Below are 25,246 nucleotides of genomic sequence, written 5' to 3'. Positions count from 1 at the left end.
CGTACACGAGCGAGTCCCCGTTCAAGGAGCGGGGCTCGCTCGTTGTGTGCGTTGCGATACTGAACTTTACCGCCACAGCCGCTTTTCACCACGTGAATGGCAAGCGCTGGTCTTGGCGGTTTTTATTCTTTTTCTGATTGCCAATCTGTTTCCCGTTGTCTATTTGAGCATGGCGGGTAAAACAGTGTCGCCCACGTTTCCCAAAGCCCTGTTGCTGATCTGGCAGCAAGGGTATTGGGGCTTGTCCGTCATGGCGGGGTTGGTGGGATTCTGGCTGCCGCTGTTTCAACTGATTTTCCAGTTCTGGGCCTTGGGCCTGATTGCCCGAGAGAAACCCTTGCCGGGCGATTTCGGTATCGGGCTGCGGGCCTTGAGCCATCTGGAGCATTGGTCCATGACGGCTGTGCTGTTCCTGGGCTTGATCGTGGCCATGGTGAAATTTGCCGGGATCGGGCATTTGACGATTGCGCCAGGTCTGTACGCCTTTTTTGCTCTGACCTTCCTGCTGACCGGCTTGAGCCGTATTACGGCGGGGCGCTTGTGGCGCTGGGCAGAGGATCGTGATCTGGTGCCGGTTTCGACCCGGCAGGTCTTGAAAGAGCATCCAGCCTGGAGTGCCTGTACCCACTGTGGCTTTGTGCAGTCCAGTCAGAAACCGGACTGTGACCGTTGTGGTGCAACTGTGCATAAACGCAAGCCCAATAGCCGCACACGGGTGGCCGCTCTGGTGTTGACGGCCTGCGTGTTCTATATTCCAGCCAATGTCCTGCCTGTCATGGAGCTGCGCAGCATTTTAGGCAGTAGCGCGCATACGATTCTGGGTGGGGTCATTGAACTCTGGCAACTGGGTTCCTGGGACTTGGCATTGATCGTGTTCATCGCCAGTATTGTGGTCCCCATCACCAAACTCCTGGCTTTGATGATTCTTTTGTTGGGGCGTCGTTGGCGTGGCAATGCTGTACAGCGTCAACGCAATCGCATTTACGACATGGTCGAGCTGATTGGGCAATGGTCCATGCTGGACGTATTCGTGGTGGTTCTGATGGCAGCACTGGCCAACTTCCCAGGCTTGTCGCAGATTATTCCTGGAGCGGGGGCCTTGAGCTTTGGCATGGTGGTGGTTTTGACCATGCTGGCCGCGCTTAGCTACGACCCTCGCCAAGGCTGGGACCAGGATACCCACGAAGAACTAATAATAGAACCGCAAACTACGCCGTCTCCGCCTGCCTCACAGGCGACTTCCTGAAGGAAACAAGGTGCACGATCCTACAACTAATCAGCCTGACGGTCAGACCGAGCCCGCACAGCCTAGACTGATTCCTGCCAAGCGATCCCGATTCTCCTGGATCTGGATTTTGCCCATAGCCGCCGCCGTGGTGGGGGCGTCTTTGGTGCTGCGCAACTGGATGTTGACCGGACCGCGTATCACGATCAGCTTTGATTCAGCCGAGGGCTTGGCCGTGGATCAAACCAAGTTACGTTATCGCGAAGTGGATGTGGGTACGATTTCGGACATTCAGGTGTCTCCGGGTCGAAAAGGGGTTTTGGTCACGGCGCAGCTCGAGCGTGATGGCTCCGAGTTCATTACCCAAAAAGACACGCGTTTCTGGGTGGTGCGCCCGCGTTTGGGCTTAAGTGGGGTCTCCGGTTTGGGCACCTTGTTGTCGGGTGTTTATATCGGTGTGGACGCGCCTTTTGAAGTGAATAAAAAAGGCGAGCAACTGGACTTTGTGGGCCTGGAAAGTCCGCCGGAAGTAACCAGTGGCCGTGCTGGTAAGCGTTACGTGTTGACTGCGCCCGAATTGGGCTCGCTGGATCTGGGTTCGCCCTTGTACTACAAGGGCATACAGGTTGGGCAAGTCAGCAGTTATGAACTGAACGAAGAAGGCAATGGGGTGCGTGTGCAGGTGTTTGTCGATGCTCCTAACGACAAATTCGTGACGCAGGGCTCGCGCTTCTGGAACGTCAGCGGCGTCAATATGTCGCTGGATTCCACCGGCTTTAATGTGCGTACGCATTCCTTGGTCTCTGCTTTGGCAGGAGGTCTGGCCTTTGATCAGATGGAAGGCGAGCCTACGGATATTGCTCAGGCTGATTCGCAATACGAACTGTTCCCCACACAAGAGCGCGCGATGGCTGAGCCGGATGGTCCCGCGGTTGAATTGCGCTTCCATTTCCATCAGTCCGTGCGTGGCCTGGTGCCGGGCTCCAAGGTGGAGTTCCGGGGCCTGGAGTTGGGGCAGGTCTACGATGTGGATCTGGAGTTCGATTTTGAGCGTAAGCGCTTCTTTGCCCTGGTGAAGGCACGTATCTATCCGCAGCGTTTTGGCCGCCTGTACGAGCGGGTGGTGGAGGCTAGACCGGACGAGAAAGATCCAATGAGCGCCTTGTTCAAACCGATGGTTGAGCGTGGTCTGCGTGGTCAATTGCGTCCTGCCAGCCTGATTACGGGCCAGCAGTACATTGCTCTAGAGTTCTTCGACAAAGCGCCTGAAGCGGACTTCGATGAAAACGCCAAGCCATTGGTGGTGCCCGTCATTGCGGGCGACTTCGACCGTTTGCAGGAGCAGGTCAGCGATATCGTTACCAAGATTGCTGCTATCCCGTTCGATCAGATCGGCAAGAATCTGCAAAGCGGGCTCACGGAGCTAGGTCAGGTGCTCAAGCAACTGGACAAGACGACGGTGCCGCAGCTCAATGGCGCTCTCAAGTCCATGGATGCCGCTGTTCAGAAACTGGGTGCCATGCTGGATTCGGATTCTTCCTTCAATACTTCTGTGGATCAAACCTTGAGCGAGCTGAAGCGCTCCTTGCGATCCCTGCGTGATTTAAGCGATACCTTGCAAAGCCAGCCCTCGGCGGTCCTGCGAGGTCGTTCCCCTGACGTGCTGCCGGAGCCTGCGCCATGATGTCTCGTTTTCTGATTCCCGTGGCGTTCGCCGGTTTGCTGACGGCTTGCGCTTCGACCACGCCTACTTACTACACCTTGCAAGCGTCCAATGCCGCTCCGGCGGCTGCGGCTCCTTCCACGCAAGTGTGGAAGGGCTTTCAGTTGCGACGCATGGATGTGCCTGCTCAATTGGATCGTCGATCCTTTGTGCTGACGCAGACCGCGGGCGGGCAGGTCAACCTGCTCAACGATAGCCAGTGGGCCTCACCTTTACCTGATGAAATGTCCCTGGCTTTGGCGTCTGGTTTGCAGGATCGCCTGGGCGTTCCCCAGTTGGCCAGCGCTGCTCCGAAAACACCGCTGTGGCAGATCGATGTGCTGGTACAGCGCTTCGAATCTGTCTATGGCGAACGCGCTACCCTGGAGTTGAGCTGGACACTGACGCCAGTTGGCTTTGAGGGGGAGGCCCAGCAATGCCGCTGGCTGGACTCCGAGCCTGCGTCCTCTGTGCCAGAACTGGTGCAGGCGCATCGCCAATTGCAGCAGCGCTGGGCGGATGCACTGGCCGCACAAATGCAAGGTAAACCTGTCCCGGTTAACCTGAGCAAAGCCATGCTCTGCGTTAGTTAACCTTGTTGGTTAACTTTTTTATGTGCGGGTTAACCTGAATACGAATTTGGGTTAACCATCAGTATTATTTCGGCTTATCGCAGTCAACAAAGCGTAACCGGGATAAGAAGCATGGCGAGCACAACCTTAGGGATTAAAGTCGATATAGAACTGCGCGAGCGCCTGCGGCGTGCGGCGGATCAGTTGCAGTGCACCCCTCATTGGCTGCATAAGCAGGCCTTGCTGTCTTATATCGAAGGAATCGAGCGCGGTGTGCTGCCCAGCGAATTGGCGCTGCTAAGCGGGGGGGACTCCGAAGCCGCCGAAGAAGGTGTACTCATGCCTTCCATCCCGTTTTACGGCTTTGCGCAGGATGTGCAACCGCAAAGTGTGTTGCGCGCTGCCATTACCGCCGCCTACCGCCGTCCAGAAACCGACTGTCTGCCCTTGCTGTTAAGTGCAGCGCGTTCTTCTCAAAGTGCGCGTGCCCAGGAGTTGGCCGCTCGTCTGGTTAAAGCCTTGCGCGCCAAGCGCCGTGGCGGTGGCGTAGAAGGCTTGATCCAGGAATTCTCCTTGTCCAGCCAGGAAGGCGTTGCCCTGATGTGTCTGGCAGAGGCCTTGCTGCGTATCCCTGACCGCGCGACACGCGATGCCTTGATTCGCGACAAAATCAGCCACGGCGACTGGCGTGCACACATGGGCGAGTCCCCCTCGTTGTTTGTGAATGCCGCCACCTGGGGCCTGATGCTGACGGGGCGCCTGGTCAGTGTAAATAGTGAAAAGAATTTGTCCTCCGCCTTGACCCGCATGATTGGCAAGGGTGGCGAGCCCTTGATCCGCAAAGGCGTGGACGTTGCCATGCGCATGATGGGCGAACAGTTCGTGACTGGCCAAACCATTGCCTCGGCACTGGCCAATAGCCGCAAGTTTGAAGAGCAGGGCTTCCGTTATTCCTACGACATGTTAGGCGAGGCCGCGACGACAGCGGAAGACGCCCAGCGCTACTACCAGGCTTACGAGCAGGCCATCCACGCGATCGGTCGTGCCAGCCAGGGTCGTGGGATTTACGAAGGCCCCGGCATTTCCATCAAGCTGTCCGCGCTGCACCCACGCTACAGCCGTTCCCAGCGTGATCGCGTCATGCGGGAGTTGTTCCCGCGCTTGTTGTCCTTGGCACAATTAGCGCATCACTACGATGTGGGCTTGAATATTGACGCCGAAGAAGCAGACCGCCTGGAAGTGTCCCTGGATCTGCTGGACAAGCTGTGTTTTGACCCGTCTTTGGCAGGTTGGAACGGCATTGGCTTTGTGGTGCAGGCTTATCAAAAGCGGGCACCCTTTGTCATCGATTACTTGATTGATCTGGCCCGCCGCAGCGGTCACCGCTTGATGCTGCGCCTGGTGAAAGGCGCCTACTGGGATTCGGAAATCAAACGTGCCCAGGTTGATGGTCTGGAAGACTACCCCGTCTACACCCGCAAGGTGCACACGGATGTGTCTTACCTGGCTTGCGCTCGCAAGCTTTTGCAGGCCCCAGAAGCCGTCTACCCGCAGTTTGCGACACACAATGCGCAAACCCTGGCTGCTATTTATGTGATGGCTGGCCAGAACTACTACACCGGCCAATACGAGTTCCAGTGCCTGCACGGCATGGGCGAGGACCTGTACGACGAGGTAGTCGGCCCGATCAAGGACGGCAAGCTGAACCGTCCTTGCCGTATCTATGCACCCGTTGGTTCTCACGAAACCTTGCTGGCGTATCTGGTGCGTCGTCTCCTGGAAAACGGTGCCAACACCTCTTTCGTGAATCAGATTGGCGATGCCGATGTGAACATGGAGCAGCTGATTGCCGACCCCGTGGCTCAGGCCCTGAGCCTGCAACCCTTGGGTCGACCACATGACAAGATTCCGTTGCCGCGCCAGTTGTACTGGGAGGCGGAGCAGCGCTTGAACTCGGCTGGCCTGGATTTAAGCAACGAGCACCGCCTGGGTTCTTTGGCCGCTACCTTGATGCAAACCGCTGCCTTGCCACGTCAGGCTCAGCCTATCCTGGGGCAGGGCAATCCGGTCTGGGACGAGTCCAAGGCAACGATTGTGCGTAATCCAGCTAATCATCAGGATGTAGTGGGGCAGGTCATGTTTGCCACTGCACAGGATGTGGAGCAGGCTTTGGACGCCGCCAGCCACTATGCACCAATCTGGCAGGCCACGCCGGTAGAAGAACGCGCCGCCGCCCTGCAGCAAGCCGCCCAACTGCTTGAAGACAATATGCAGGACTTGATGGGCCTGCTGGTGCGTGAAGCTGGCAAGTCCTATGCGAATGCGATTGCCGAAGTGCGTGAAGCCGTGGACTTCCTGCGTTACTACGCCGGACAGGTTCTGCGCGACTTTGATAATGACGAATATCGTCCCGTCGGTGTGGTGCTGTGTATCAGCCCCTGGAACTTCCCCTTGGCTATTTTCCTGGGTCAGGTCTCGGCGGCTCTGGCTGCAGGCAACGTCGTCCTGGCCAAGCCTGCTGAACAAACCTGCCTGATTGCGGCGGCCGCCGTCGGGCTGCTGCACAAGGCAGGGATTGCTCCCGGTGCCTTGCAGCTCCTGCCTGGTGATGGCCCATCCGTGGGCGCGCCTTTGGCGGCCAGTGAGAAGGTTAATGCTGTGATGTTTACCGGCTCGACTGCCGTTGCCATGGGCTTGAATCGCCAATTGGCTAAACGCCTGACGGCAGACGGTCAGGCCGTCCCGCTGATTGCAGAAACTGGTGGCTTGAATGCCATGGTGGTCGACAGCTCGGCCTTGCCTGAGCAGGTGGTGTTTGATGTACTGAATTCTGCTTTCGACTCGGCAGGCCAGCGTTGTTCCGCCTTGCGGCTGCTGTGCATTCAGGAAGATGTGGCCGAGCGTGTGCTGAACATGCTCAACGGTGCCATGCAGGAGCTGAGCGTGGGCAATCCCGATCTGCTCAGCACGGATGTAGGTCCGGTGATTGATGAAGAAGCCCGCTCCGGTATCGAAGAGCACATCAGCGCCATGCGCGAGGCTGGTTTCCGTATCACGCAAAGTGAACAAAGCCGCAGCCTGACAGGCACCTTTGTCTTGCCGACCATTATCGAGATCGAGCAGGTCAAGGATCTGGAACGCGAAATTTTCGGTCCCGTTCTGCACGTGATGCGTTTCAAGCGTAGCGAGCTGGACAGCCTGATCAATCAGATCAACGAACGTGGTTACGGACTGACCTTTGGCGTTCACACCCGTCTGGATGAAACCGTGGAGCGTGTCGTTTCGCGCATTCACGCCGGTAACGTCTATGTGAATCGCAATATGGTGGGCGCGGTGGTGGGTGTACAGCCTTTCGGTGGTGAGGGCTTGTCGGGTACAGGCCCCAAAGCAGGCGGCCCCTTGTACTTGCGCCGACTGCTTAGCCGTTGCCCGCAGAACCTGCCTTTGCAAGCTTGGCAGGAGCAGGGTGCTGTCTTGCCTGGTCCGACGGGCGAGTCCAATATTTATCAGTTGCACCCACGAGGTCGCGTTCTGTGCATGCCTGTCAGCGTGCACGGCTGGCAAGCTCAGCGCGAGGCCTGCGCACGTAGCGGCAACCAGGCCATCCTACTGGACCGTTTGGGTCTGGGAGGCTGGCAGGACGCGCCTGCCGAGCAAATTGCCATGTCCGATTTGGGTGAGGCAGATTATGATGCTGTTTTGTTTGAAGGCGACAGCGACGAACTCCGGCAAGTATTGGGACAAGTGGCTGAACGCCGTGGCCCCATTGTTGGGGTTCAAGGGCTGTTGACGCAGGAATTGGAGGGGGGCGCGACTTACCTCGTCGAGCGTTTGTTGCGCGAAGTCTCGGTCAGTACCAATACAGCGGCAGCTGGGGGCAATGCCAGTTTGATGATGGTCGGTTGACATCAGATGGCACCCATTTCTATGCACACGTTTGGTCGCACATTTCACCTGGAGCGGCGGCCCTGCGTTCATTCTCACGGCACGGGCCGGCATGTAGCGCGGCTATATTAAAAAACGAAGGAGAACAATATGCAGTCCATCACGAGCTTTAAATTGGCCTTGGTTTCGACCGCGGTTTTTGGTGCATTGGCAGCCAGTCCTGCTTTTGCCGCTGACAAGGTAATCAAGCTGGGCTTTTCCGCCCCCTTGACCGGCCCGCAGGCTCACTACGGTGAAGACATGCGCAATGGTCTGGTGCTGGCGCTGGAAGAAGCCAACGCCCAGAAAATTGAAATTGATGGCGCAACCGCCCGTTTTGAACTGGTGGCCAAGGATGACCAGGCTGACCCGCGTACAGCGGTCCAGGTTGCCCAGCAAATTGTGGACGATGGTGTGGATGGCGTATTGGGCCACTTCAACTCGGGCACCACGATTCCTGCTTCGCGTGTGTACAACGACGCGGGCATCCCCCAGATCGCCATGGCAACCTCGCCTGAGTACACCCAGCAAGGTTACGACAACACCTTCCGCATGATGACCAGCGACACCCAGCAAGGTGCCGCTGTGGGTCAGTTCATCGTCAAGGATCTGGCAGCCAAGAAAGTGGCACTGATCGACGACCGTACCGCTTACGGCCAGGGTCTGACTGACCAGGTTGCCCGTGCGGTAGAAAAAGCCGGTGGTCAGATCGTGGCCCGTGAATACACCACGGACAAAGCCAATGACTTCACCTCCATTCTGACCAATATCAAGTCCAAGGCACCCGATGCCATCTTCTTTGGTGGTCTGGATGCGCAGTCCGGCCCGATGAAGCGTCAAATGCAGACACTGGATATCAAGGCTCCGCTGGTGTCGGGTGAAATGACGCGCAGCGACACCTTCCTGCGTCTGGCCGGTGCAGCTGCTGACGGCACTTACGCCTCCCTGGCAGGTGTGCCTCTGTCCACCATGGCGGCTGGCGAGAAGTTTGCCAAGGACTACCAGGCCCGCTTCAAGGCAGAACCCGGTGTTTACGCTCCGTACGCCTACGACGGCGCCTGGAACATGATCACCGCCATGAAGGAAGCTGGTTCTTCCAAAGCAGAAGACTACCTGCCCAAACTGGCCGCATTGAAACGCAACGGCGCCACCAGCAGCAACATTGCCTACGACCAGAATGGCGACCTGAAAGAAATCGCCGTCACCATCTACGAAGTTAAAGATGGCAAGTGGACGATGGTGAAAACCATGGTCAGTCAGGCTAACTAAGCACGCTTGATCCTGCAGTTTGAGCCCTTCGGGGCTCATCTTTACCGTGGCCTGTGTTTGGCAGGCCCGCGCTCCCTGTTCTATCGCCGTGCGCCGGGGCAGGGAGCAATGACCACGAGTCCCAATCTATGGAAATCCTGATACAACAACTAATAAATGGCCTGACCGTGGGCAGTGTCTACGCCTTGGTGGCGCTGGGCTACACCATGGTGTATGGAATTATTGGCCTGATTAATTTTGCGCATGGTGATGTAGTCATGGTTGGGGCGATGTTGGCCACGACAGTGGTGTTATCGCTGGTCGGCGCGGACCCGGCAGGCCTGTCCGCCTGGTTGATGGTGGGGTTGGCCCTCTTGGCCGCTATCCCCGTCTGCATGGGCATAGGCTGGACTGCCGAGCGTTATGCGTATCGCCCCTTGCGTCGTGCGCCCCGTCTGGCTGCACTGATCACCGCTATTGGTGTGTCTTTTATTGTGCAGAACCTGGCCATGATGATCTGGGGGCGCAATTACCTGAGCTTCCCGCACATTATTGAACCCATGGTGTTCCAGCTGGGCGACGCGCGCATCAGCTTGCTGCAAATTCTGATTATCGGTGGTGCCGCTGCGATCATGTCCGGCCTGATGGTGCTGGTTCACCGCACCCGTCTGGGCACCGCCATGCGTGCAACCGCCCAGAACCGCGAAGTAGCTGGCTTGATGGGGGTGAACATCAATACCGTGATCTCCGCTGCCTTTGTGATCGGCTCGGCCCTGGCCGCCGTCGCAGGCGTGATGATCGTGACTTACTACGGCGTCGCCCAATACACGATGGGCTTCATGCTGGGCCTGAAAGCCTTTACCGCCGCCGTTCTGGGGGGCATTGGTAATTTGGGTGGCGCCATGCTGGGTGGCTTGCTGCTGGGCTTGATCGAAGCTCTGGGCGCAGGCTACATCGGCGACCTGACCAATGGGGTCTTTGGCAGTAACTATCAGGATGTGTTCTCTTTTATCGTGCTGATCTTGGTGCTGATTTTCCGTCCCTCGGGCCTGTTGGGTGAACGTGTGGGAGATCGCGCATGAGTCTGAATCAAACATTAAGTGGCGCTGGCTCCAAACAGCGCCCCGCAACGCCCGCTAAAGTCTGGGTCGGTGCGCTGCTGATTGGTGTGGTGCTGGCTATTCTGCCCTTCGTGCTGGGCATGGCGGGACAAAGCTGGATCCGCACCCTGAACTTTGCCTTGCTGTACGTGATGCTGGCCCTGGGCCTGAACATCGTGGTGGGTTTTGCCGGTCTGCTGGACTTGGGCTATATCGCTTTCTATGCGGTAGGGGCGTACGTCTGGGCCATGCTGGCATCGCCGCATTTTGGTCTGCACCTGCCGTTCTGGATGGTATTGCCAGCCGGTATCGCCCTGGCTGCCGTATTCGGTGTGCTGCTAGGCTTTCCGGTCCTGCGTTTGCGGGGCGACTATCTAGCCATTGTGACCCTGGGTTTCGGTGAAATTATCCGCATCTTCATGAACAACCTGGATGCGCCGGTCAACATCACCAACGGTCCGCAAGGGATCAACCGGGTCGATACCTTCAAGATTGGCGACTTCATCTTTGGCAAGGCGGAAACCCTCTTTGGCATACGGATAACCGGGCCAGAAAAATATTATTACCTTCTCCTGCTGATCACGCTGCTGATTGTGTTCATCTGCGTGCGTCTGCAGCACTCCCGCATTGGGCGCGCCTGGGAAGCGATCCGCGAAGATGAAATCGCTGCCAAGGCCATGGGGATCAATACCCGTAATGTCAAACTGCTGGCCTTTGCCATGGGTGCCACGTTTGGTGGTGTGGCCGGTGGCTTGTTTGCCTCCATGCAAGGCTTCGTCAGCCCGGAGAGTTTCAGCCTGACCGAGTCCATTTCCGTGCTGTGCATGGTGGTGCTGGGTGGTATGGGCCATATCCCCGGCGTGATCGTTGGCGCTTTGCTGCTATCTGTCTTCCCCGAACTGCTGCGCTCCGTCGTCGTACCTCTGCAGCAAAGCGTGTTCGGCGACGTGATTCTGGACCCGGACGGCATCCGTATGCTGTTGTTCGGCTTTGCCTTGGTCTTGGTCATGATCTACCGCCCCGAAGGCCTGTGGCCCTCTGCAGTGCGCCGTCGTGAACGCAAAATGAAGCAGGTGCAAGCATGAGTCTGAGCATGAACCAACAAGTAAAAGACGGCGAGGTGCTGTTGCAGGCAGAAGGTTTGTCCAAACGCTTCGGCGGTTTGCAGGCCTTGTCTGAAGTCAGCTTCAGCATTCGCAAGGGCGATATCTACGGTCTGATTGGCCCGAATGGCGCAGGTAAGACCACGCTGTTCAACGTGATGACAGGCTTGTACATTCCCGAGTCGGGCCGCTGCACCTTTGCAGGCCGCAACCTGACCGATTGCAAACCCCATCAAATCGCTGAATCCGGCTTTGCGCGTACCTTCCAGAACATCCGCTTGTTCGGCAGCCTGTCTGCCCTGGAAAACGTCATGATCGGTCGCCACGTCCGCACCCGTGCTGGCGTGCTGGGGGCGGTGCTGCGTAACCGCGCTACCCGTCAGGAAGAAGAACAGATCGAGGCCCGTGCCTACGAGCTGCTGGATTACGTAGGCATTGCCCAGCACGCTAATGAGATTGCCCGCTCCTTGTCCTACGGCGACCAGCGCCGCCTGGAAATCGCCCGCGCACTGGCAACCGATCCCATGCTGCTGGCACTGGATGAACCCGCAGCAGGTATGAACCCGTCCGAGACCGTAGTCCTGCGCCAACTGATAGAAAAAATCCGTGGCGACGGTATTACCGTCCTGCTGATCGAACACGATATGAAGCTGGTTATGGGCCTGTGCGACCGGGTTTTGGTGCTGGAATACGGCAAAGTGCTGGCCGAAGGCAAGCCAGCCGAAGTCCAACATAACCCACGCGTGATCGAAGCCTATCTGGGCGCAGGTGCAGCCAAAGAGCTGGGCATTACCGTTGAAGAGGAAAAGGCATGAGCACAGAACCGTTGATGCTGGATATTCGGGGTCTGGATGTAGCTTATGGCGGCATCCGGGCGGTACGTGGCCTGGACCTGCGGGTGGGTAAGGGTGAATTGGTTTGCTTGATCGGTGCAAACGGCGCCGGTAAAAGCACCACACTGCGAGCCATTACAGGACTGGTGCCTGCGGCTGCGGGGCAGATTGAACATCAAGGCGAAAGCATCGTCGGCTTGCCGTCGCATCAGTTGGTGAGACGTGGCGTGGTCATGGTGCCGGAAGGGCGGGGGATTTTCCCGCAGCTGACGATTGAAGAAAACCTGGCCATGGGGGCGTATACCCGCAAGGATCACCATGAAGTACGTCAGGATATCGAGCGTATCTATACCCTGTTTCCACGTCTGGCTGAACGAAAAAAGCAGTCTGCAGGGACTTTGTCGGGTGGGGAACAGCAGATGGTGGCAATGGGACGGGCCATGATTTCCCGGCCTTCATTGTTGTTGCTGGATGAGCCGTCCATGGGCTTGGCTCCCATCATGGTTGAACGGATTTTTGAACTGATTCAGACGATTGCCAAAGAAGGCGTGACGATTTTGCTGATTGAGCAGAATGCGCGACTGGCTTTAGAGCTGGGAGATCGGGGATATGTGATGGAGTCGGGGCGGATTATCCTGGAAGGCCCGGCTGCACAGTTGCTGCATGATCCGAAGGTGAGGGCGGCGTATTTGGGGGAAGAGGATTTTGCTGCTTAAGTAAACTTCGGGCTTAGAGAAAAAGCCAATCAGCCCAAAGCTGATTGGCTTTTTTTATTGAGTTTTATTAAGTAACAAAGATGGTTGATCTGTGTTTTTCTATTTTCTTATCATGACGGAACTTTGGTAGGTTTATTTCTTATGGGGTTTCAGGTTATTTGGTTATTTGTTCCGGTCAGTGATTTTTATGGCTTCCAGGATTTTGTCTAGTAATTTCGGCTCAAATCCATCTGTTTTTATTTTAGAAAAAGCACTTTCTGTTGCTATATTCCAGTTTTCAAATATATCTATTAGTTCTTTTCGGTCTATGGAGTTTCCATATATTTCTAAGTAAAGTTTTCCAAAATTAATTGCGTGAGCTCGATCTGCTCTTTTAATGGCTTCATGCGTATATGCATTGCTAACTATAAATGCGTGTTTTGCCCACAATCCTAAAACCCCTAGCACCACCAGGCCTTTGAAAGAAATAAAAAGTAGACTTTGCCATGCAAGGTTAGATAGCTCCTCACCATAGCTGTATCCATATAAAGAAATCCATATGGTTCCAGAAATTGCAAAAACTAGTATAACAAGTCCTTGAATGCTCCATAGCATAGCCTTTTTTCGGTAGTGGGCCTCTTTTTTGTCTAAAATATTTACTGTTTCTGTAACGTATTCGGGGACTTTTGATTCAATTCTCTGTTGGACTTGCTTGCTAGTTAATATTTCAAATTCTTTTATCCTTTTTTCAAGGTCTAATTCGCGAATCTGTATTTCATCTTCTTGTTTTTTAATGTTGTCTTGTAAGTCTATTAAACGTTTTTCTGCTTCTTTAGATATTGATTCTAAGTGCTTTAGTTTGATTTTTTCATCATCCTCAAATCTCCTAAGCGCTTTTTCTTTGCTGCGAATATTTTCCTCTAGATTATTTAGTAATTTCTTCTGCTCATCCCACCTTAATTGGGAATAATCGTCAGCGGTTTTTATGATTTCAAACATTATATTTTCTTGTTTTTGAACATATTTAAACCACTTATCTTGTTCTTCATATGGGAGTTTTGAAATGATAAAATGTCGTGATTCTTTGGATATGGTTGAGTCTATGAATTTTTTAATAAATTCTTCAGAGGCATTTCTTATTAGTTTTGATAGCTGTTCGTAATTAATTATTTTAGTTAGGTTGGTAATGGCTGATTTGCTAGATTCGAGAATTTTTTTTCGTATTGTATTTATATCTATTATTGAGAATATTCTATCTAAAGACTGATGGTCTAAGGTTTTTAGTATTTTGTCAAAAACTTCTTGGTTGCTGGATTTTATTAAATTTATAAAATCTTTTTCTGTTGCTTGATTTATTATTTTGGATATTTCTTGATCGTTTGATTTTATTAGTTCTAAAGCCAAATTATCCACTTTTTTCCTTTTTTTGATTGGTTTTTTAAGATTTTCGAATTTTAATTTAATCGTTGATTTTATATTTCAGTTTTTAATTTAATTTGTTCCGTAATGTTTTAGATATTATTTGAAAGGATAGATTTTTGATTGTATTTATTAAATAAAAAATTGGTTTTTTTTGAGTTTAAGATTAATTGTGGATGGGTCCAAGGAGGTATTGGTGCTAGGCTATTTTGTTGTTTTTTTGTGAAGAAGCTTATGTCGGCATACTGGTTGGCAGATATATGCAGAGTAAATAGCAGTTAAGGGTTTTGGGCGAACTCTGGTGATTGTAAGCCTTTACCATAGCAAAAGGCGGTGCACGACAGCTTGCTATGTAGAAAGAGCTAGTTTGCGAGACATTTAACACGGTAGTGGGTAGGCATCGTATTTCCGTTTCAATGGCTATTTCTATAAAGACCCGCCAAGGAGAAAAAAAGAATTTAGAAATTACCGTGCGACGTGCCTTGATCTGTGGAGCATAGAGTGGTTTAGGTTTAGCCTGTACTCAGGAATTAGCCGCAGAAGGCGTGCAAGTCACTCTTATATTCCGCAGCGAACACAAGCTACAAGAATCCGCCAAACAGATTAAAGCATCTACCGCTGCCACAGCTAAATGGATTGCCGCCGACCTTTCTCAGGCAGCAGGCAGACAAGCTGTAGTTGCCGCGTGCTCAGATATCGACATTCTGGTGACTAACGCGGGCGGGCCTCCGTCTATGCCTTTTGCTCAGTTGGAGGCCACTCACTGGCAAGCGGCATTGGGACAAAATTTCCTGGCAGCGGTAGAGCTAATCCAGGCTGCGTTGCCAGGCATGGTAAACACGCCGCTTTGGCCGCATCGTTAACATCACTTCAGTTTCCGTTCGTTCGTCTGTGACCAATCTTGAGTTGTCTACCGCTGCCCGCATGGCTTTGACTGGCTTCGTTGCCAGTGTGTCTCGCGAAGTAGCCCAGCATAACGTGGCGATCAATAACTTGTTGCCCGGCACCATCATGATGGATCGCTTGCGGGAGCTTGGGCCTGTGGCAGAGGCGTTGATTGCCTCAGTATCAGCCGGGCGAGCTGGAACGCCTGCTGAGTTTGGTGCTGCGTGTGCCTTCTTGTGCAGCGAGGCCGCAGGTTTTATCGTGGGTCAGAATTTATCTATTGATGGTGGTTTGGTAGGAGCTACGATCTGAGTTATTAAGTTTTAACCATGAAGGGGCACACCATGAGCGGTAAGACAGCATCGGCTACATCCACCAGCACAGCAGCGAACACAACAAAAAAAAAAATCGGCATTGTGCTGTTTGATCAGTTTGAAACTCTCGATGTATTCGGGCCGGTGGAAATGTGGGGTGGGATGCCGGATTACGAGATGGTCATGGTGTCTCAGCAGGGTGGGCTGGTTCGTTCGTCGCAGGGGATAGAGACACAGGCCTCTTATAGTTTCGAGACGGCTCCGCAGTTCGACATTCTGATGGTTCCCGGTGGTATGGGAACGCGTAGCGAGATCAATAACCCTGCCATGCTGGCCTTCATTCAGAAGCAGGATAAGGCAACGCAGTGGACGGTGTCGGTGTGTACGGGGTCGGCCTTATTAGCCAAGGCGGGTGTTCTGAAGCAGCGCCGAGCCACATCCAACAAGCTGGCGTTTGATTTTGCGGTGGCTCAGGATGGGGATGTGCTCTGGCAAAAGCAGGCCCGCTGGGTGTTTGATGGCAAGTACGTCACATCCTCGGGGGTATCGGCGGGGACGGATATGGCTTTGGCCCTGGTCGAGAAGCTTTACAACCGTGAGCAAGCTGAAAGCATTGCGCATTGGACCGAGTACGTCTGGAACAGTGATCCGACGATTGATCCATTTGCGCGCTAAGGTCGGTGTTTTCTGGGCGTAGTTGTTGGACGAAAGGTTTAGGAGTTGCGGGTCTTAGCGTCGGTAGCTGATTGCAGCTATTGCCATCAGCGTATCTAGTATCCCGACTTCACACGGGCCTACTTCCAGCGCTCGTTGCGCCAAGCCTCTTGTGCTGCAGCGTCCAGAAAAGTCCAGGCGACGAAGCGGCTTTGCTTTTGTCCTTGCGTCATTTCTACGGTTTTGACTTTAACCGCCTTGGCCTTTTTTAAGGCATTCAACACACCGGGTACATTCGACGCTTTGGACACCAAGGTACTGAACCAAAGCACTTGCCCGCCTACGGTCACGCTTTCTTCGATCATGCGGCGGATGAAAAGCGCCTCGCCGCCTTCGCACCAGAGTTCCGTATTCTGTCCACCAAAGTTCAGCACGGGAGCATTCTGCTTGGGCGCGGCCTTACCCAAACCACGCCATTTACGTTGACTACCGCTTACTGCCTCTTCCTGCGATGAATGGAAGGGCGGGTTGCAGAGCGTCAGGTCAAAGTAATCATTCGCGCCTAGCAGGCCCTTGAAAATATGTCTGGGTGATTTTTGCTGGCGCAATTTGATTGCAGCCGATAAGCCCGGGTTCGTGTGAATAATGCTTCGTGCAGAAGTCAGCGCATCAGCGTCTATGTCGGACCCTAGAAACTGCCAGCCATATTCGGTATGGCCGATCAATGGGTAGATCGCATTTGCGCCTACGCCAATATCAAGGACGCGTACTGCCTCACCACGGGGAATGCTCCCCTTATTGCTGTTGGCCAGCAAATCGGCCAGGTAGTGCACGTAATCGGCCCGGCCCGGAATAGGAGGACAAAGGTAATCGGCAGGAATATCCCAATGCGCAATGCCGTAAAAACTCTTCAGAAGAGCACGATTCAGGGTTTTGACGGCATTCGGATCGGCGAAGTTGATGCTTTGATCACCGTAGGGATTCACAAAAACGAATTCAGCCAGCTCGGGCGTGTCTTTGATGAGAGCGTCAAAGTCGTAACGGCCCTGATGGCGGTTGCGCGGGTGGAGCTGGGCCGCCGTTTTATTTGAAGTGGGTAATTCGGCGTGGGAATTACCTTTTTTTGGAGAGGGCATTGAAATCCGAAATTGGCCTGGGTAAGTCTGAATCGTGGCGCTGCTACGTTTTTAAAGCAAAGTATCAGGGCTAAAGAAGGGGCGATGTTGACTGCGCCAAGGCATTTCGCATCGCGTCCTTCTCCAGCTTTAAAGCTTAGTTCTTGCCCGTGCTGCCAAAGCCACCCGTACCGCGCTCGGTTTCGGTAGAGAATTCGTTCACAAACTGCAGCGCCACTTGCACCACAGGCTGGAACATCAGTTGGGCGATACGCTCGCCGGGCTGGATCACGTAATCCTGATCGCTGTCATTGGCCAGAATCACGCCAATCTCGCCGTGGTAGTCGGCATCAATCACGCCAATGCCTTGGGCAACACGCACACCGTGTTTCAGGGACAGGCCCGAACGCGAGGCGACGATGGCGACCAGGCCAGGGTCCATCATATTGATGGCCAGGCCGGTTTTAACCAGTGTACGGCCGCCTGCAGGCAGGGTAACGGCTTCGCTCAGGCAAGCGCGCAGGTCCATGGCGGCGGAGCCGTCCGTGGCGTAGCTGGGTGCTTCGATGGTCGTGCCCAACAAGTCATTGACGATGCGAGCTTCAATACGGCGGTGCATAGACGGTATCCTGAAAAAAAAGAGGCAGCGCACCTGCTTTAGCGCTGCCCGTCATCATAAAAGAGAAAAGGGATTAAAGCCGCTGGGCGATGTTTTGCACCAGCTGGCGTGCGGCCAGCAGTTTATCCTGAGCAGGCCATTGTATATGGCCTTGCTCGTCAAACAGCACCAGTTCGGTATCGTCGGCGTTCATGGCGCGCTGAGCCAGGTTGGCAACCAGTAAGGGCACGTTCTTGCGTTGACGCTTGGCTTGGGCGTGCTCGATCAAGTTGTCGGTCTCGGCGGCAAAGCCTACACAGAAAGGACCGTTCTTCAGTGCAGCAACCTCGGCCAGAATGTCGGGGTTGGGGCTGAATTGCAGGTCCGGCGTGGCTTGTTCGGACGTCTTCTTGATCTTGATGTCGCTGGCATTGCTGACGTACCAGTCCGCTACCGCTGCAACGCTGATAAAAATATCGGCATCATCCACTTGGGACATGACAGTGGCGTGCATCTGACGGGCGGTTTCTACATTGATGCGACGCACCTGATAGGGCGTTTCCAGTGCAACGGGGCCGGAGACAAGAGTCACTTGTGCACCCGCTTCTTGAGCCGCACGGGCAATGGCGTAACCCATTTTGCCGGAGGAGCGGTTGCTGATGACGCGCACTGGGTCAATCGGCTCGCTGGTTGGGCCAGCGGTGATTAGGACGCGTTTGCCTGCCAGCAGTTTGGGCTGAAAGAAGGACGTGAGCTCTGCCAGCAGTTGGGCCGGTTCCAGCATGCGGCCATCGCCGGTTTCACCACAGGCCTGGTCGCCACTGCCGGGGCCAAGAATGTGTACACCATCGCGGCGCAGTTGTTCGACATTGCGTTGGGTGGCCGGGTGCAGCCACATTTCCCGGTTCATGGCTGGGGCGATCAACAGGGGGCAATGGCCACGAGCAATACACAAGGTGCTGAGCAAGTCGTCGGCCAGACCGTTGGCCAGCTTGGCCATGAAGTTGGTGCTGGCGGGGGCGATCAGGATGGCGTCCGCATCCCGGCTCAGCTGGATGTGGGCCATATTGTTGGGAACACGCGCATCCCACAGGTCGGTGTAGACGGTACGGCCAGATAAGGCCTGGAAGGTGACCGGGCTGATGAAGCGCGTGGCCGATTCAGTCATGACCACATCAATCCGGGCACCCTGGTCCTGGCTGCGACGCAAGAGTTCGGCGGTTTTATAAGCAGCGATGCCGCCGGTGATGCCAAACACCAGTTTTTTATTGCTAAGCATAGGACATGATCCTTACAGACTCAGGAGCGCTGTCGTTTGTTGCGGCGCATGCGCATGAACTCGTCCAGCACCAACAGGGCAGCGCCGCAGCTGATGGCGACGTCGGCAATATTGAAGGCCGGAAAGTAGGATTGATTCCAGTAGAACAGCAGAAAATCTACCACGTGCCCGTGCATCAGGCGATCCACCACGTTGCCGATGGCACCGCCCAGAATCAGGCTTAGCGACAGGCAAAACAAGGGTTGCTTGGCCGAGCGGCGCAGCATGGTCACGATAAATACCGTGGCAACGGCTGCGATGCCGACAAAGAACCAGCGCTGCCAACCCTGACCACCGGCCAGAAAGCTGAACGCCGCGCCGGGGTTGTAGAGCAGGGTGAAATCAAAAAAGGGCAGGATATTCCAACGTTCCTGATAGAACAGGTTGCTGTCGAAATACTGTTTGGTCCATTGGTCCAGGCCGACAATAAAGGCGGCCAGAGCAATCCAGGCCCAGAACTGCCGCGAGGGCAGTCGGGCCTGGCCGGGAGAAGGGGCCATGTCCTTATCAGGCATGGTGACGCACTTCGCCTTCGCCAAACAGATTGTCCTCGCAACGACCACACAGGGTGGGGTGCTCGGCGCTCTGGCCTACGTCAGGGCGGTGGTGCCAGCAACGCTCGCACTTGGCCTGTTCGGTAGGGGTAACGTCGATGCGCAAGTCGCCTTCGCCTGCATGCACATCGGCACGCGAGACGATCAGCATGAAGCGCAAGTCTTCGCCCAGGGATTGCAGGAATTCCAGATCCTGACCGTTGGCATAGATGTCGATCTCGGCAGCCAGGGAGGAGCCGATGGCGCCGGTGCTACGTACGTCTTCAATGCGGCGCATCACGTCGGCACGGATGGCGCGCAGGCGTTGCCACTTGCTGCTCAGTGCCGATTGTTCGCCTTGCTCGGGCAGGACATGGAACAGTTCGGTGAAGATGGTGCCGCTAGGAACCGAACCACCGTGCATGTCGCGCCAGGCTTCTTCTGCCGTGAAAGACAGGATAGGAGCCATCAACTTGAGCAGGGTCTGTGTCAGGTGATACAGCGCGGTTTGAGCCGAGCGACGTGGCTGGCCATCTTTAGCCGTGGTGTACAGACGGTCTTTCAGAATATCCAGATAGAACGCGCCCAGGTCTTCGGAGCAGAAGGTCTGCAAGCGAGCCACGATGGGGTGGAACTCGTAGCGCTTGTAGTTCTCCAGCAACTCGGCCTGCATGTCGGCGGTCATTTGCAGGGCGTAGCGGTCGATTTCGGTCAGTTGATCAACAGGCACAGCATGTTGGGTGACATCGAAGTCGGCCAGGTTACCCAGCAGGAACTTCAAGGTATTGCGGATACGGCGGTAGCCTTCCACAACACGCTTCAGAATTTCGTCGGAGATGGACAGCTCGCCCGAGTAGTCGGTGGAGGCGGCCCACAGGCGCATGATCTCGGCACCCATCTTGTCGGCAATTTCTTGCGGCTTGATGATGTTGCCCAGCGATTTGCTCATCTTGCGGCCATTGCCGTCCACCACGAAGCCGTGGGTCAGCAGGGCTTTGTAGGGCGCGCGGCCATACAGCATGCAGCCCGTCAGCAAGGACGAGTGGAACCAGCCACGGTGTTGATCTGAGCCTTCCAGGTACAGGTCGGCAGGCCATTGCAGCTTGTCAGCGTGCGAGCCGTGGGTGGTGTGATCCTTGCCGCCCAGCACGGTAGCGTGTGTGGTGCCCGAGTCAAACCACACGTCCAGCGTGTCGCGGTTTTTCTCGTACAGATCGGCTTCGTCACCCAGCAGGTCGCGTGGGTCCAGGTTCTGCCAGGCTTCGATACCGCTCTTTTCGATACGCTCGGCTACTTGTTCCATCAGCTCGGGCGTGCGGGGGTGCAGTTCACCCGTTTCCTTGTGCACAAAGAAAGCCATGGGCACACCCCATTGGCGCTGACGCGACAAAGTCCAGTCCGGGCGGTTGGCGATCATGGCGTGCAGGCGGGCACGACCCCAGGAGGGGTAGAACTCGGTGTTATCAATGGCTTCCAGCGCCATTTCACGCAGGGTACGGCCGCTGCTGTTTTCCTTATCCATACCGGCAAACCATTGGCTGGTGGCGCGGTAGATGATGGGCGTCTTGTGACGCCAGCAGTGCATGTAGCTGTGCGGGTGCTGTTCGGTTTTCAGCAAGGTGCCGGCGTTCTGCAAGGCTTCCACGATTTGCGGGTTGGCTTTCCAGATCATCTGGCCGCCAAACAGAGGCAGATTTTCGGCGTAATGCCCATTGCCCATCACGGGCGTGAGCATGTCGTCGTCCTTCATGCCGTGGGCTTTGCAGGAGATAAAGTCTTCAATACCGTAGGCCGGGGCCGAGTGCACCACGCCCGTACCGCTGTCCAGGGTGACATAGTCGCCCAGGTACACGGGGGAGCGGCGTTGGTAGCCTGCGTCCACGTGAGCCAGAGGGTGGTTGAATTCGATCAGGTTCAGGGCTTCGCCGGTAGCGGTGGCCATGACCTGGCCGCTCAGGCCCCATTGTTCCAGGCAGGATTTCACCAGCTCTTCGGCCACGATCAGCATGGAGCCGGTGGCGCGTGGGCTGTCCAGCTTGACCAGGGCGTAGCTGATTTCAGGGTGTACGTTCAGTGCCTGGTTGGCAGGGATGGTCCAGGGGGTGGTGGTCCAGATAACGATGGCGCCATCGTCCACGCTGTCCACGCCAAAGGCGGCGGCCAGTTTGTCCTTTTCCGCGAAGGGGAAGGCTACGTGCACGGACGGGTCGGTGCGATCGGCGTACTCAACCTCGGCTTCTGCCAGGGCGGAACCACAGTCAAAACACCAGTTCACGGGCTTCAGGCCACGGAACACGAAACCCTTTTGCATGATCTTGGACAGTACGCGCAGCTCGTCGGCTTCGTTACTGAAATTCATGGTCAGGTAAGGGTTCTCCCAGTCGGCCAGCACGCCCAGGCGTTTGAAGTCCTTGCGCTGGCTGTCGATCTGTTCCAGCGCGTAGGCGCGCGCCTTGGCCTGAACTTCAGCTACAGGCAGGTTCTTGCCGTATTTCTTTTCGATCTGAACTTCAATGGGCATGCCGTGGCAGTCCCAGCCGGGCACGTATTGCGCGTCAAAGCCCGCCATATTGCGGCTTTTGACGATGATGTCTTTCAGAACTTTGTTGACCGCGTGGCCAATGTGAATGTCGCCGTTCGCATAGGGAGGGCCGTCGTGCAAAATAAATTTGGGACGACCGGCACTGGCTTGCCGAATTGCTGCATAGACTTTGTTTTCTTCCCACTGGCTAATCCAGCCCGGCTCACGTTTGGCGAGGTCACCACGCATGGGAAAGGGAGTGTCGGGCAAATTGAGAGAGTTTTTATAGTCCATTTGAAGCAAAGTAGTCGCGAGCGCGTTGTGCATCGTTGTCGATGGCGGCGATCATTGTGATGAGGTCCGGGAATTTTTCCTCGTCCCTGACAAATTCCAGAAATTCTATACGGGCAAGTTTACCGTAAGCATCCAGGCGTTGGTCCAGTAAATGCACCTCTAACAGCAGCCGTCCCTGGTCTATGACGGTTGGGCGTACCCCCAAGGAGGCAATGCCGGGCAGAGCCTGTCCGGTCAGTCCGTGCACCCGGACCACGTACACGCCGGAGCGGGCGGCACAGTGTTCAGGAACACGCACATTCAGGGTCGGGTAGCCAATGTCCCGGCCCAGTTTCTGGCCATGAATGACATGACCACTAATATGAAAGGGTTTGCCCAGCAGGGCACGGGCTCGGTCCAGTTGACCCACGGCCAGGGCGGTGCGCACTTCCGAGCTGGAGATGCGGCGGCCATCGGCATCGGCGACATCGTGCAGAGTCTCGACGTTAAAGCCATGGCGCTTGCCCGCTTCGCGCAACATTTCAATGTCGCCGGCCCGTTTGTGGCCGTAGCGGAAATCCTCGCCCACCAGCAGCCAGCCAGTGTTCAGACCCTGGACCAGAATCTCGTCAATAAAGGTGGCTGCCGACATATCGGCCATGGCCTGATTGAAGCGGGCCAGATAAATTTGTTCAATGCCACATTGATGCAGGGCTTCGACCTTGTCGCGCAGGCCGCTGATCTGTGTGGGGATCAGTTCGGGCCGTTGGCCGCGCTGCGCAAAAAAGGCGCGCGGGTGGGGCGTAAAGGTCATCACACAGGAGCTCAGGTCCTGTTGGCGCGCCATTTCATTGACGCGATGCAAGATGGCCTGATGGCCCAGATGGACCCCGTCAAAATTGCCAATGGTGACAGCGCTGCGGGCCGTGCTGTTGCGCCGCGGCAGAGAGCGATAGAGTTTTAGATCAGATTTCACAAGCGAGAGTTTACAATTTTGGATTCGTTATTTCTCGGGAAACAGGATTTTGACCGATTCCACCCTACCTTGTCGCCTTGTTGTGCTTATTTCAGGCCGGGGCTCCAACTTGCAGGCCATAGGCGAACTGATCAAGACAGCGGGCTTAAATGGCCGTATCGAGGCGGTCATCTCTAACAAGGGCGATGCGCCCGGACTGGAATGGGCGCAGCGTCAAGGGCTGCCTACCGAGACGGTTTCGCATCGCGAATTTGCAACACGTGAAGCCTTTGACCAGGCTTTGGCACGCGTGATCGACCGCTACCAGCCAGATTATGTTCTACTTGCGGGATTCATGCGCATCCTGAGCACCGATTTTGTTCAGCACTATGCAGGCAAGCTCATCAATATACACCCATCCTTGCTTCCTAGCTTTCCCGGTTTGAATACCCATCAACAGGCACTTGACGCGGGCGTGCAGTTTCACGGCTGCTCGGTGCACTTTGTGACCCCTGTGCTCGATGATGGTCCCATCATTGCTCAAAGTATCGTGCCCGTCCTGCACGACGATGATGCACAGACTCTGGCAGAGCGCGTTTTGGCAACCGAACACCACGTCTATACCGAGGCCGTACGCTGGCTGATCGAGGGACGGGTGCGTTTGCAGGCTGATGGCCGTGTCGAGGTTGCCGGACTTGCGCATCGCGGCTTTTATTTCCCCGCCTGATTGAGCGGGCTATTTGGAATTTTTGAATATTCATGTCTGATCACCAACAATCCCGCGGCCGCTCGGACCGCAAGCGCCCGTCCTCGTCTGCCCAACGTAACGAGTCCGGAGCGCGTGGTCGCCCTTATGCAGCACGCCGCGACAAACCCTCGGGTCCACCCGAGCCGGGCGCGATGGCACAGCGCCGTCTGGAGCAGGTCTCCAGCGCCCTGGGTGAAGTTTTGCAGTGGAAGCACCCCGCCGACCTGGCCTTGACACGCTGGGCGCGTACACGCCCCAAAATGGGCTCGCGTGACCGTGCCGAGATCCGTGAGGCCGTGTTTGATGTGCTGCGCCACCTGCGTCAGTACCGTAACTGGGCGGAAAGCGGCGTAGGCCCATCTACCCGTCGTCTGGCCATTCTGGGCCTGTCTACGGCTATCGGTCAGGAATCCCTGTCTTTGGGGCTGACGGAAGAAGAGCGCCAGTGGCTGGGCCATATCCGCGCCCTGAATGTGGACGGTCTGCCGGTTGGCGTGCGCCTGAGCCTGCCCGAGTGGCTGGAAGAGCGTCTGAAAGAGATTCCGGATTCCTACAAGCTGATGGCCGCCATGAACGAGCAGGCCTTGCTGGATTTGCGTGTCAACCCCATGAAAGCCGAGCGCGATACTGTGTTGCGCCAGCTGCAAAACGGCCCTATGGCTCGTTTCAAACCGGTTGCCATGCCGTTTTCGCCTTGGGGTATCCGTATTGAAGGTCGACCATCTGTCGCAGTATGGCCACAGTATGAGAAAGGCGAGCTGGAAATTCAGGAAGAGGGCAGCCAGTTGCTGACCGCCTTGCTGGAGCCTCGCCGTGGCGAGATGGTTATTGACTACTGCGCCGGTGCCGGTGGCAAATCCCTGCTGCTGGGCGCCTTGATGCGCTCCACAGGCCGTTTGTACGCCTTTGACGTGTCAGCCACCCGCTTGAACAAGGCCAAACCGCGCTTTGCCCGTGCTGGTCTGTCCAATGTGGTGCCTGTCGTGATTCAGGAAGCGGGCGACCAGCGTGTTCGCCGCCTGCATGGCAAGGCACAGCGTGTATTGGTAGACGCTCCGTGCAGTGGATTGGGAACTTTGCGTCGAAATCCTGATCTTAAGTGGCGTCAACACCCCCAAGCTCTGGAGCAGTACACTCAGATGCAGGCCGACATTCTGGAGCAAGCCGCGGCTTGTGTCGCACCAGGAGGTCGTTTGGTTTATGCAACATGTAGTTTCTTGCCTGAAGAAAACGAGCAGCAAGTGCAGGCATTCTTGGACAAACATCCCGAATTCAAACTGCTGGACGCCCGGGAAATCTTGAAGGACAAATGTCCGGCCCTCGCGCTAGAGGGGCCTTATTTGAATCTGCGCACGGACCGTCACCAAACCGACTGTTTCTTTGGTGCGGCACTTGAACGAATCACGGAAAGTGCTTGATTTAAAGCAAGTTCGTCCTTAAATAGTGTTATTGTTAACTGGTTAGGTGGGCTACACTTTTCCGGTTTCCCTTAACACAAAGATCAGGTCTAA

At 55.5% G+C, this 25,246-nt stretch carries 19 protein-coding genes and 1 pseudogene; 13 read left to right on the top strand and 7 right to left on the bottom strand.

Features of this window, described 5'->3' with window-relative positions; all coding sequences use genetic code 11:
* Window positions 1–46: 46 nt before the first annotated feature.
* The 9 genes from MID00_RS20225 to MID00_RS20185 all read left to right on the top strand — a co-directional run bounded on the left by MID00_RS20225 (window position 47) and on the right by MID00_RS20185 (window position 12,423).
* Complete coding sequence (locus MID00_RS20225) at window positions 47–1,246, top strand: paraquat-inducible protein A (RefSeq protein WP_254499464.1); 1,200 nt, start codon at window positions 47–49, stop codon at window positions 1,244–1,246.
* A 10-nt stretch (window positions 1,247–1,256) separates the two neighbouring features.
* Window positions 1,257–2,909 (top strand): intermembrane transport protein PqiB, encoded by a 1,653-nt coding sequence (locus tag MID00_RS20220; RefSeq protein ID WP_254499463.1) that lies wholly within the window; start codon window positions 1,257–1,259, stop codon window positions 2,907–2,909.
* Entirely contained in the window at window positions 2,906–3,520 is a 615-nt protein-coding gene (locus MID00_RS20215) for a membrane integrity-associated transporter subunit PqiC (protein WP_251196257.1), read from the top strand. Before MID00_RS20220 ends, MID00_RS20215 begins: the two co-directional genes overlap by 4 nt.
* A gap of 111 nt (window positions 3,521–3,631) precedes the next feature.
* Window positions 3,632–7,405 (top strand): trifunctional transcriptional regulator/proline dehydrogenase/L-glutamate gamma-semialdehyde dehydrogenase, encoded by a 3,774-nt coding sequence (gene putA / locus MID00_RS20210; RefSeq protein ID WP_254499462.1) that lies wholly within the window; start codon window positions 3,632–3,634, stop codon window positions 7,403–7,405.
* A 129-nt stretch (window positions 7,406–7,534) separates the two neighbouring features.
* On the top strand, window positions 7,535–8,692 hold the full coding sequence (locus MID00_RS20205; RefSeq protein ID WP_009455707.1) for a branched-chain amino acid ABC transporter substrate-binding protein: 1,158 nt from the start codon (window positions 7,535–7,537) through the stop codon (window positions 8,690–8,692).
* A 128-nt stretch (window positions 8,693–8,820) separates the two neighbouring features.
* Window positions 8,821–9,753 (top strand): branched-chain amino acid ABC transporter permease, encoded by a 933-nt coding sequence (locus MID00_RS20200; protein ID WP_021446749.1) that lies wholly within the window; start codon window positions 8,821–8,823, stop codon window positions 9,751–9,753.
* A complete protein-coding gene (locus tag MID00_RS20195; protein WP_021446748.1) occupies window positions 9,750–10,856 on the top strand; it encodes an ABC transporter ATP-binding protein in 1,107 nt (368 codons plus the stop codon). The genes MID00_RS20200 and MID00_RS20195 overlap by 4 nt, the downstream gene beginning before the upstream one ends.
* An 8-nt stretch (window positions 10,857–10,864) precedes the next feature.
* Window positions 10,865–11,689: an ABC transporter ATP-binding protein gene (locus MID00_RS20190; protein ID WP_026482887.1), complete on the top strand. Its 825-nt coding sequence runs from the start codon at window positions 10,865–10,867 to the stop codon at window positions 11,687–11,689.
* Window positions 11,686–12,423 (top strand): ABC transporter ATP-binding protein, encoded by a 738-nt coding sequence (locus MID00_RS20185; protein WP_021446747.1) that lies wholly within the window; start codon window positions 11,686–11,688, stop codon window positions 12,421–12,423. The genes MID00_RS20190 and MID00_RS20185 overlap by 4 nt, the downstream gene beginning before the upstream one ends.
* Window positions 12,424–12,585: 162 nt before the next feature.
* Here MID00_RS20185 and MID00_RS20180 read toward each other — a convergent pair whose 3' ends face one another.
* The gene (locus tag MID00_RS20180; protein ID WP_254499461.1) at window positions 12,586–13,815 is read right to left on the bottom strand and encodes a hypothetical protein; all 1,230 of its coding nucleotides are present in this window, start codon (window positions 13,813–13,815) and stop codon (window positions 12,586–12,588) included.
* A 422-nt stretch (window positions 13,816–14,237) separates the two neighbouring features.
* Here MID00_RS20180 and MID00_RS20175 point away from each other — a divergent pair.
* Together MID00_RS20175 and MID00_RS20170 are read left to right on the top strand one after the other, a co-directional pair.
* A pseudogene (locus MID00_RS20175) lies at window positions 14,238–15,018 on the top strand (SDR family oxidoreductase).
* 32 nt (window positions 15,019–15,050) lie between these two features.
* Complete coding sequence (locus MID00_RS20170; protein ID WP_254499460.1) at window positions 15,051–15,695, top strand: DJ-1/PfpI family protein; 645 nt, start codon at window positions 15,051–15,053, stop codon at window positions 15,693–15,695.
* Between the two features lie 119 nt (window positions 15,696–15,814).
* Here the strand turns inward: MID00_RS20170 and rlmF are convergent, their stop codons facing one another.
* From rlmF to MID00_RS20140, 6 genes are all read right to left on the bottom strand, one after another.
* The gene (gene rlmF, locus MID00_RS20165) at window positions 15,815–16,810 is read right to left on the bottom strand and encodes a 23S rRNA (adenine(1618)-N(6))-methyltransferase RlmF (protein ID WP_254499459.1); all 996 of its coding nucleotides are present in this window, start codon (window positions 16,808–16,810) and stop codon (window positions 15,815–15,817) included.
* A 136-nt stretch (window positions 16,811–16,946) separates the two neighbouring features.
* Window positions 16,947–17,408: a dUTP diphosphatase gene (gene dut, locus MID00_RS20160; RefSeq protein ID WP_042487854.1), complete on the bottom strand. Its 462-nt coding sequence runs from the start codon at window positions 17,406–17,408 to the stop codon at window positions 16,947–16,949.
* Window positions 17,409–17,481: 73 nt separating this feature from the next.
* Window positions 17,482–18,666 carry a bifunctional phosphopantothenoylcysteine decarboxylase/phosphopantothenate--cysteine ligase CoaBC gene (coaBC, locus tag MID00_RS20155; protein WP_254499458.1) on the bottom strand — a complete coding sequence of 395 codons (1,185 nt, stop codon included), beginning with the start codon at window positions 18,664–18,666 and terminating at the stop codon, window positions 17,482–17,484.
* Between the two features lie 20 nt (window positions 18,667–18,686).
* On the bottom strand, window positions 18,687–19,205 hold the full coding sequence (gene lspA / locus MID00_RS20150) for a signal peptidase II (protein WP_203145890.1): 519 nt from the start codon (window positions 19,203–19,205) through the stop codon (window positions 18,687–18,689).
* A 7-nt stretch (window positions 19,206–19,212) separates the two neighbouring features.
* Window positions 19,213–22,053: an isoleucine--tRNA ligase gene (gene ileS, locus MID00_RS20145; protein WP_254499457.1), complete on the bottom strand. Its 2,841-nt coding sequence runs from the start codon at window positions 22,051–22,053 to the stop codon at window positions 19,213–19,215.
* The gene (locus MID00_RS20140; RefSeq protein WP_137430892.1) at window positions 22,043–23,008 is read right to left on the bottom strand and encodes a bifunctional riboflavin kinase/FAD synthetase; all 966 of its coding nucleotides are present in this window, start codon (window positions 23,006–23,008) and stop codon (window positions 22,043–22,045) included. Before MID00_RS20140 ends, ileS begins: the two co-directional genes overlap by 11 nt.
* Before the next feature lie 49 nt (window positions 23,009–23,057).
* Between MID00_RS20140 and purN the strand changes: the two genes are divergently transcribed.
* A complete protein-coding gene (purN, locus tag MID00_RS20135; protein WP_026482878.1) occupies window positions 23,058–23,714 on the top strand; it encodes a phosphoribosylglycinamide formyltransferase in 657 nt (218 codons plus the stop codon).
* 173 nt (window positions 23,715–23,887) lie between these two features.
* On the top strand, window positions 23,888–25,153 hold the full coding sequence (locus MID00_RS20130; protein WP_045931823.1) for an RsmB/NOP family class I SAM-dependent RNA methyltransferase: 1,266 nt from the start codon (window positions 23,888–23,890) through the stop codon (window positions 25,151–25,153).
* Window positions 25,154–25,246: the final 93 nt, after the last annotated feature.

The organism is Alcaligenes sp. NLF5-7 (genome assembly GCF_024266725.1).
GTDB classification, from domain to species: Bacteria; Pseudomonadota; Gammaproteobacteria; order Burkholderiales; family Burkholderiaceae_B; genus Alcaligenes; species Alcaligenes phenolicus.
The sequence above is the reverse complement of the archived record's forward strand: the minus strand, read 5'-3'. Positions and strand labels throughout refer to the sequence as shown.

Coding starts and splice junctions, on each gene's coding strand:
- rlmF (WP_254499459.1), bottom strand. CDS start 16,810: ATGCCCTCTCCAAAAAAAGGTAATTCCCACGCCGAATTACCCACTTCA.
- MID00_RS20130 (WP_045931823.1), top strand. CDS start 23,888: ATGGCACAGCGCCGTCTGGAGCAGGTCTCCAGCGCCCTGGGTGAAGTT.
- putA (WP_254499462.1), top strand. CDS start 3,632: ATGGCGAGCACAACCTTAGGGATTAAAGTCGATATAGAACTGCGCGAG.
- MID00_RS20195 (WP_021446748.1), top strand. CDS start 9,750: ATGAGTCTGAATCAAACATTAAGTGGCGCTGGCTCCAAACAGCGCCCC.
- coaBC (WP_254499458.1), bottom strand. CDS start 18,666: ATGCTTAGCAATAAAAAACTGGTGTTTGGCATCACCGGCGGCATCGCT.
- MID00_RS20200 (WP_021446749.1), top strand. CDS start 8,821: ATGGAAATCCTGATACAACAACTAATAAATGGCCTGACCGTGGGCAGT.
- MID00_RS20215 (WP_251196257.1), top strand. CDS start 2,906: ATGATGTCTCGTTTTCTGATTCCCGTGGCGTTCGCCGGTTTGCTGACG.
- dut (WP_042487854.1), bottom strand. CDS start 17,408: ATGCACCGCCGTATTGAAGCTCGCATCGTCAATGACTTGTTGGGCACG.
- ileS (WP_254499457.1), bottom strand. CDS start 22,053: ATGGACTATAAAAACTCTCTCAATTTGCCCGACACTCCCTTTCCCATG.
- MID00_RS20190 (WP_026482887.1), top strand. CDS start 10,865: ATGAACCAACAAGTAAAAGACGGCGAGGTGCTGTTGCAGGCAGAAGGT.
- MID00_RS20205 (WP_009455707.1), top strand. CDS start 7,535: ATGCAGTCCATCACGAGCTTTAAATTGGCCTTGGTTTCGACCGCGGTT.
- lspA (WP_203145890.1), bottom strand. CDS start 19,205: ATGGCCCCTTCTCCCGGCCAGGCCCGACTGCCCTCGCGGCAGTTCTGG.
- MID00_RS20170 (WP_254499460.1), top strand. CDS start 15,051: ATGAGCGGTAAGACAGCATCGGCTACATCCACCAGCACAGCAGCGAAC.
- MID00_RS20185 (WP_021446747.1), top strand. CDS start 11,686: ATGAGCACAGAACCGTTGATGCTGGATATTCGGGGTCTGGATGTAGCT.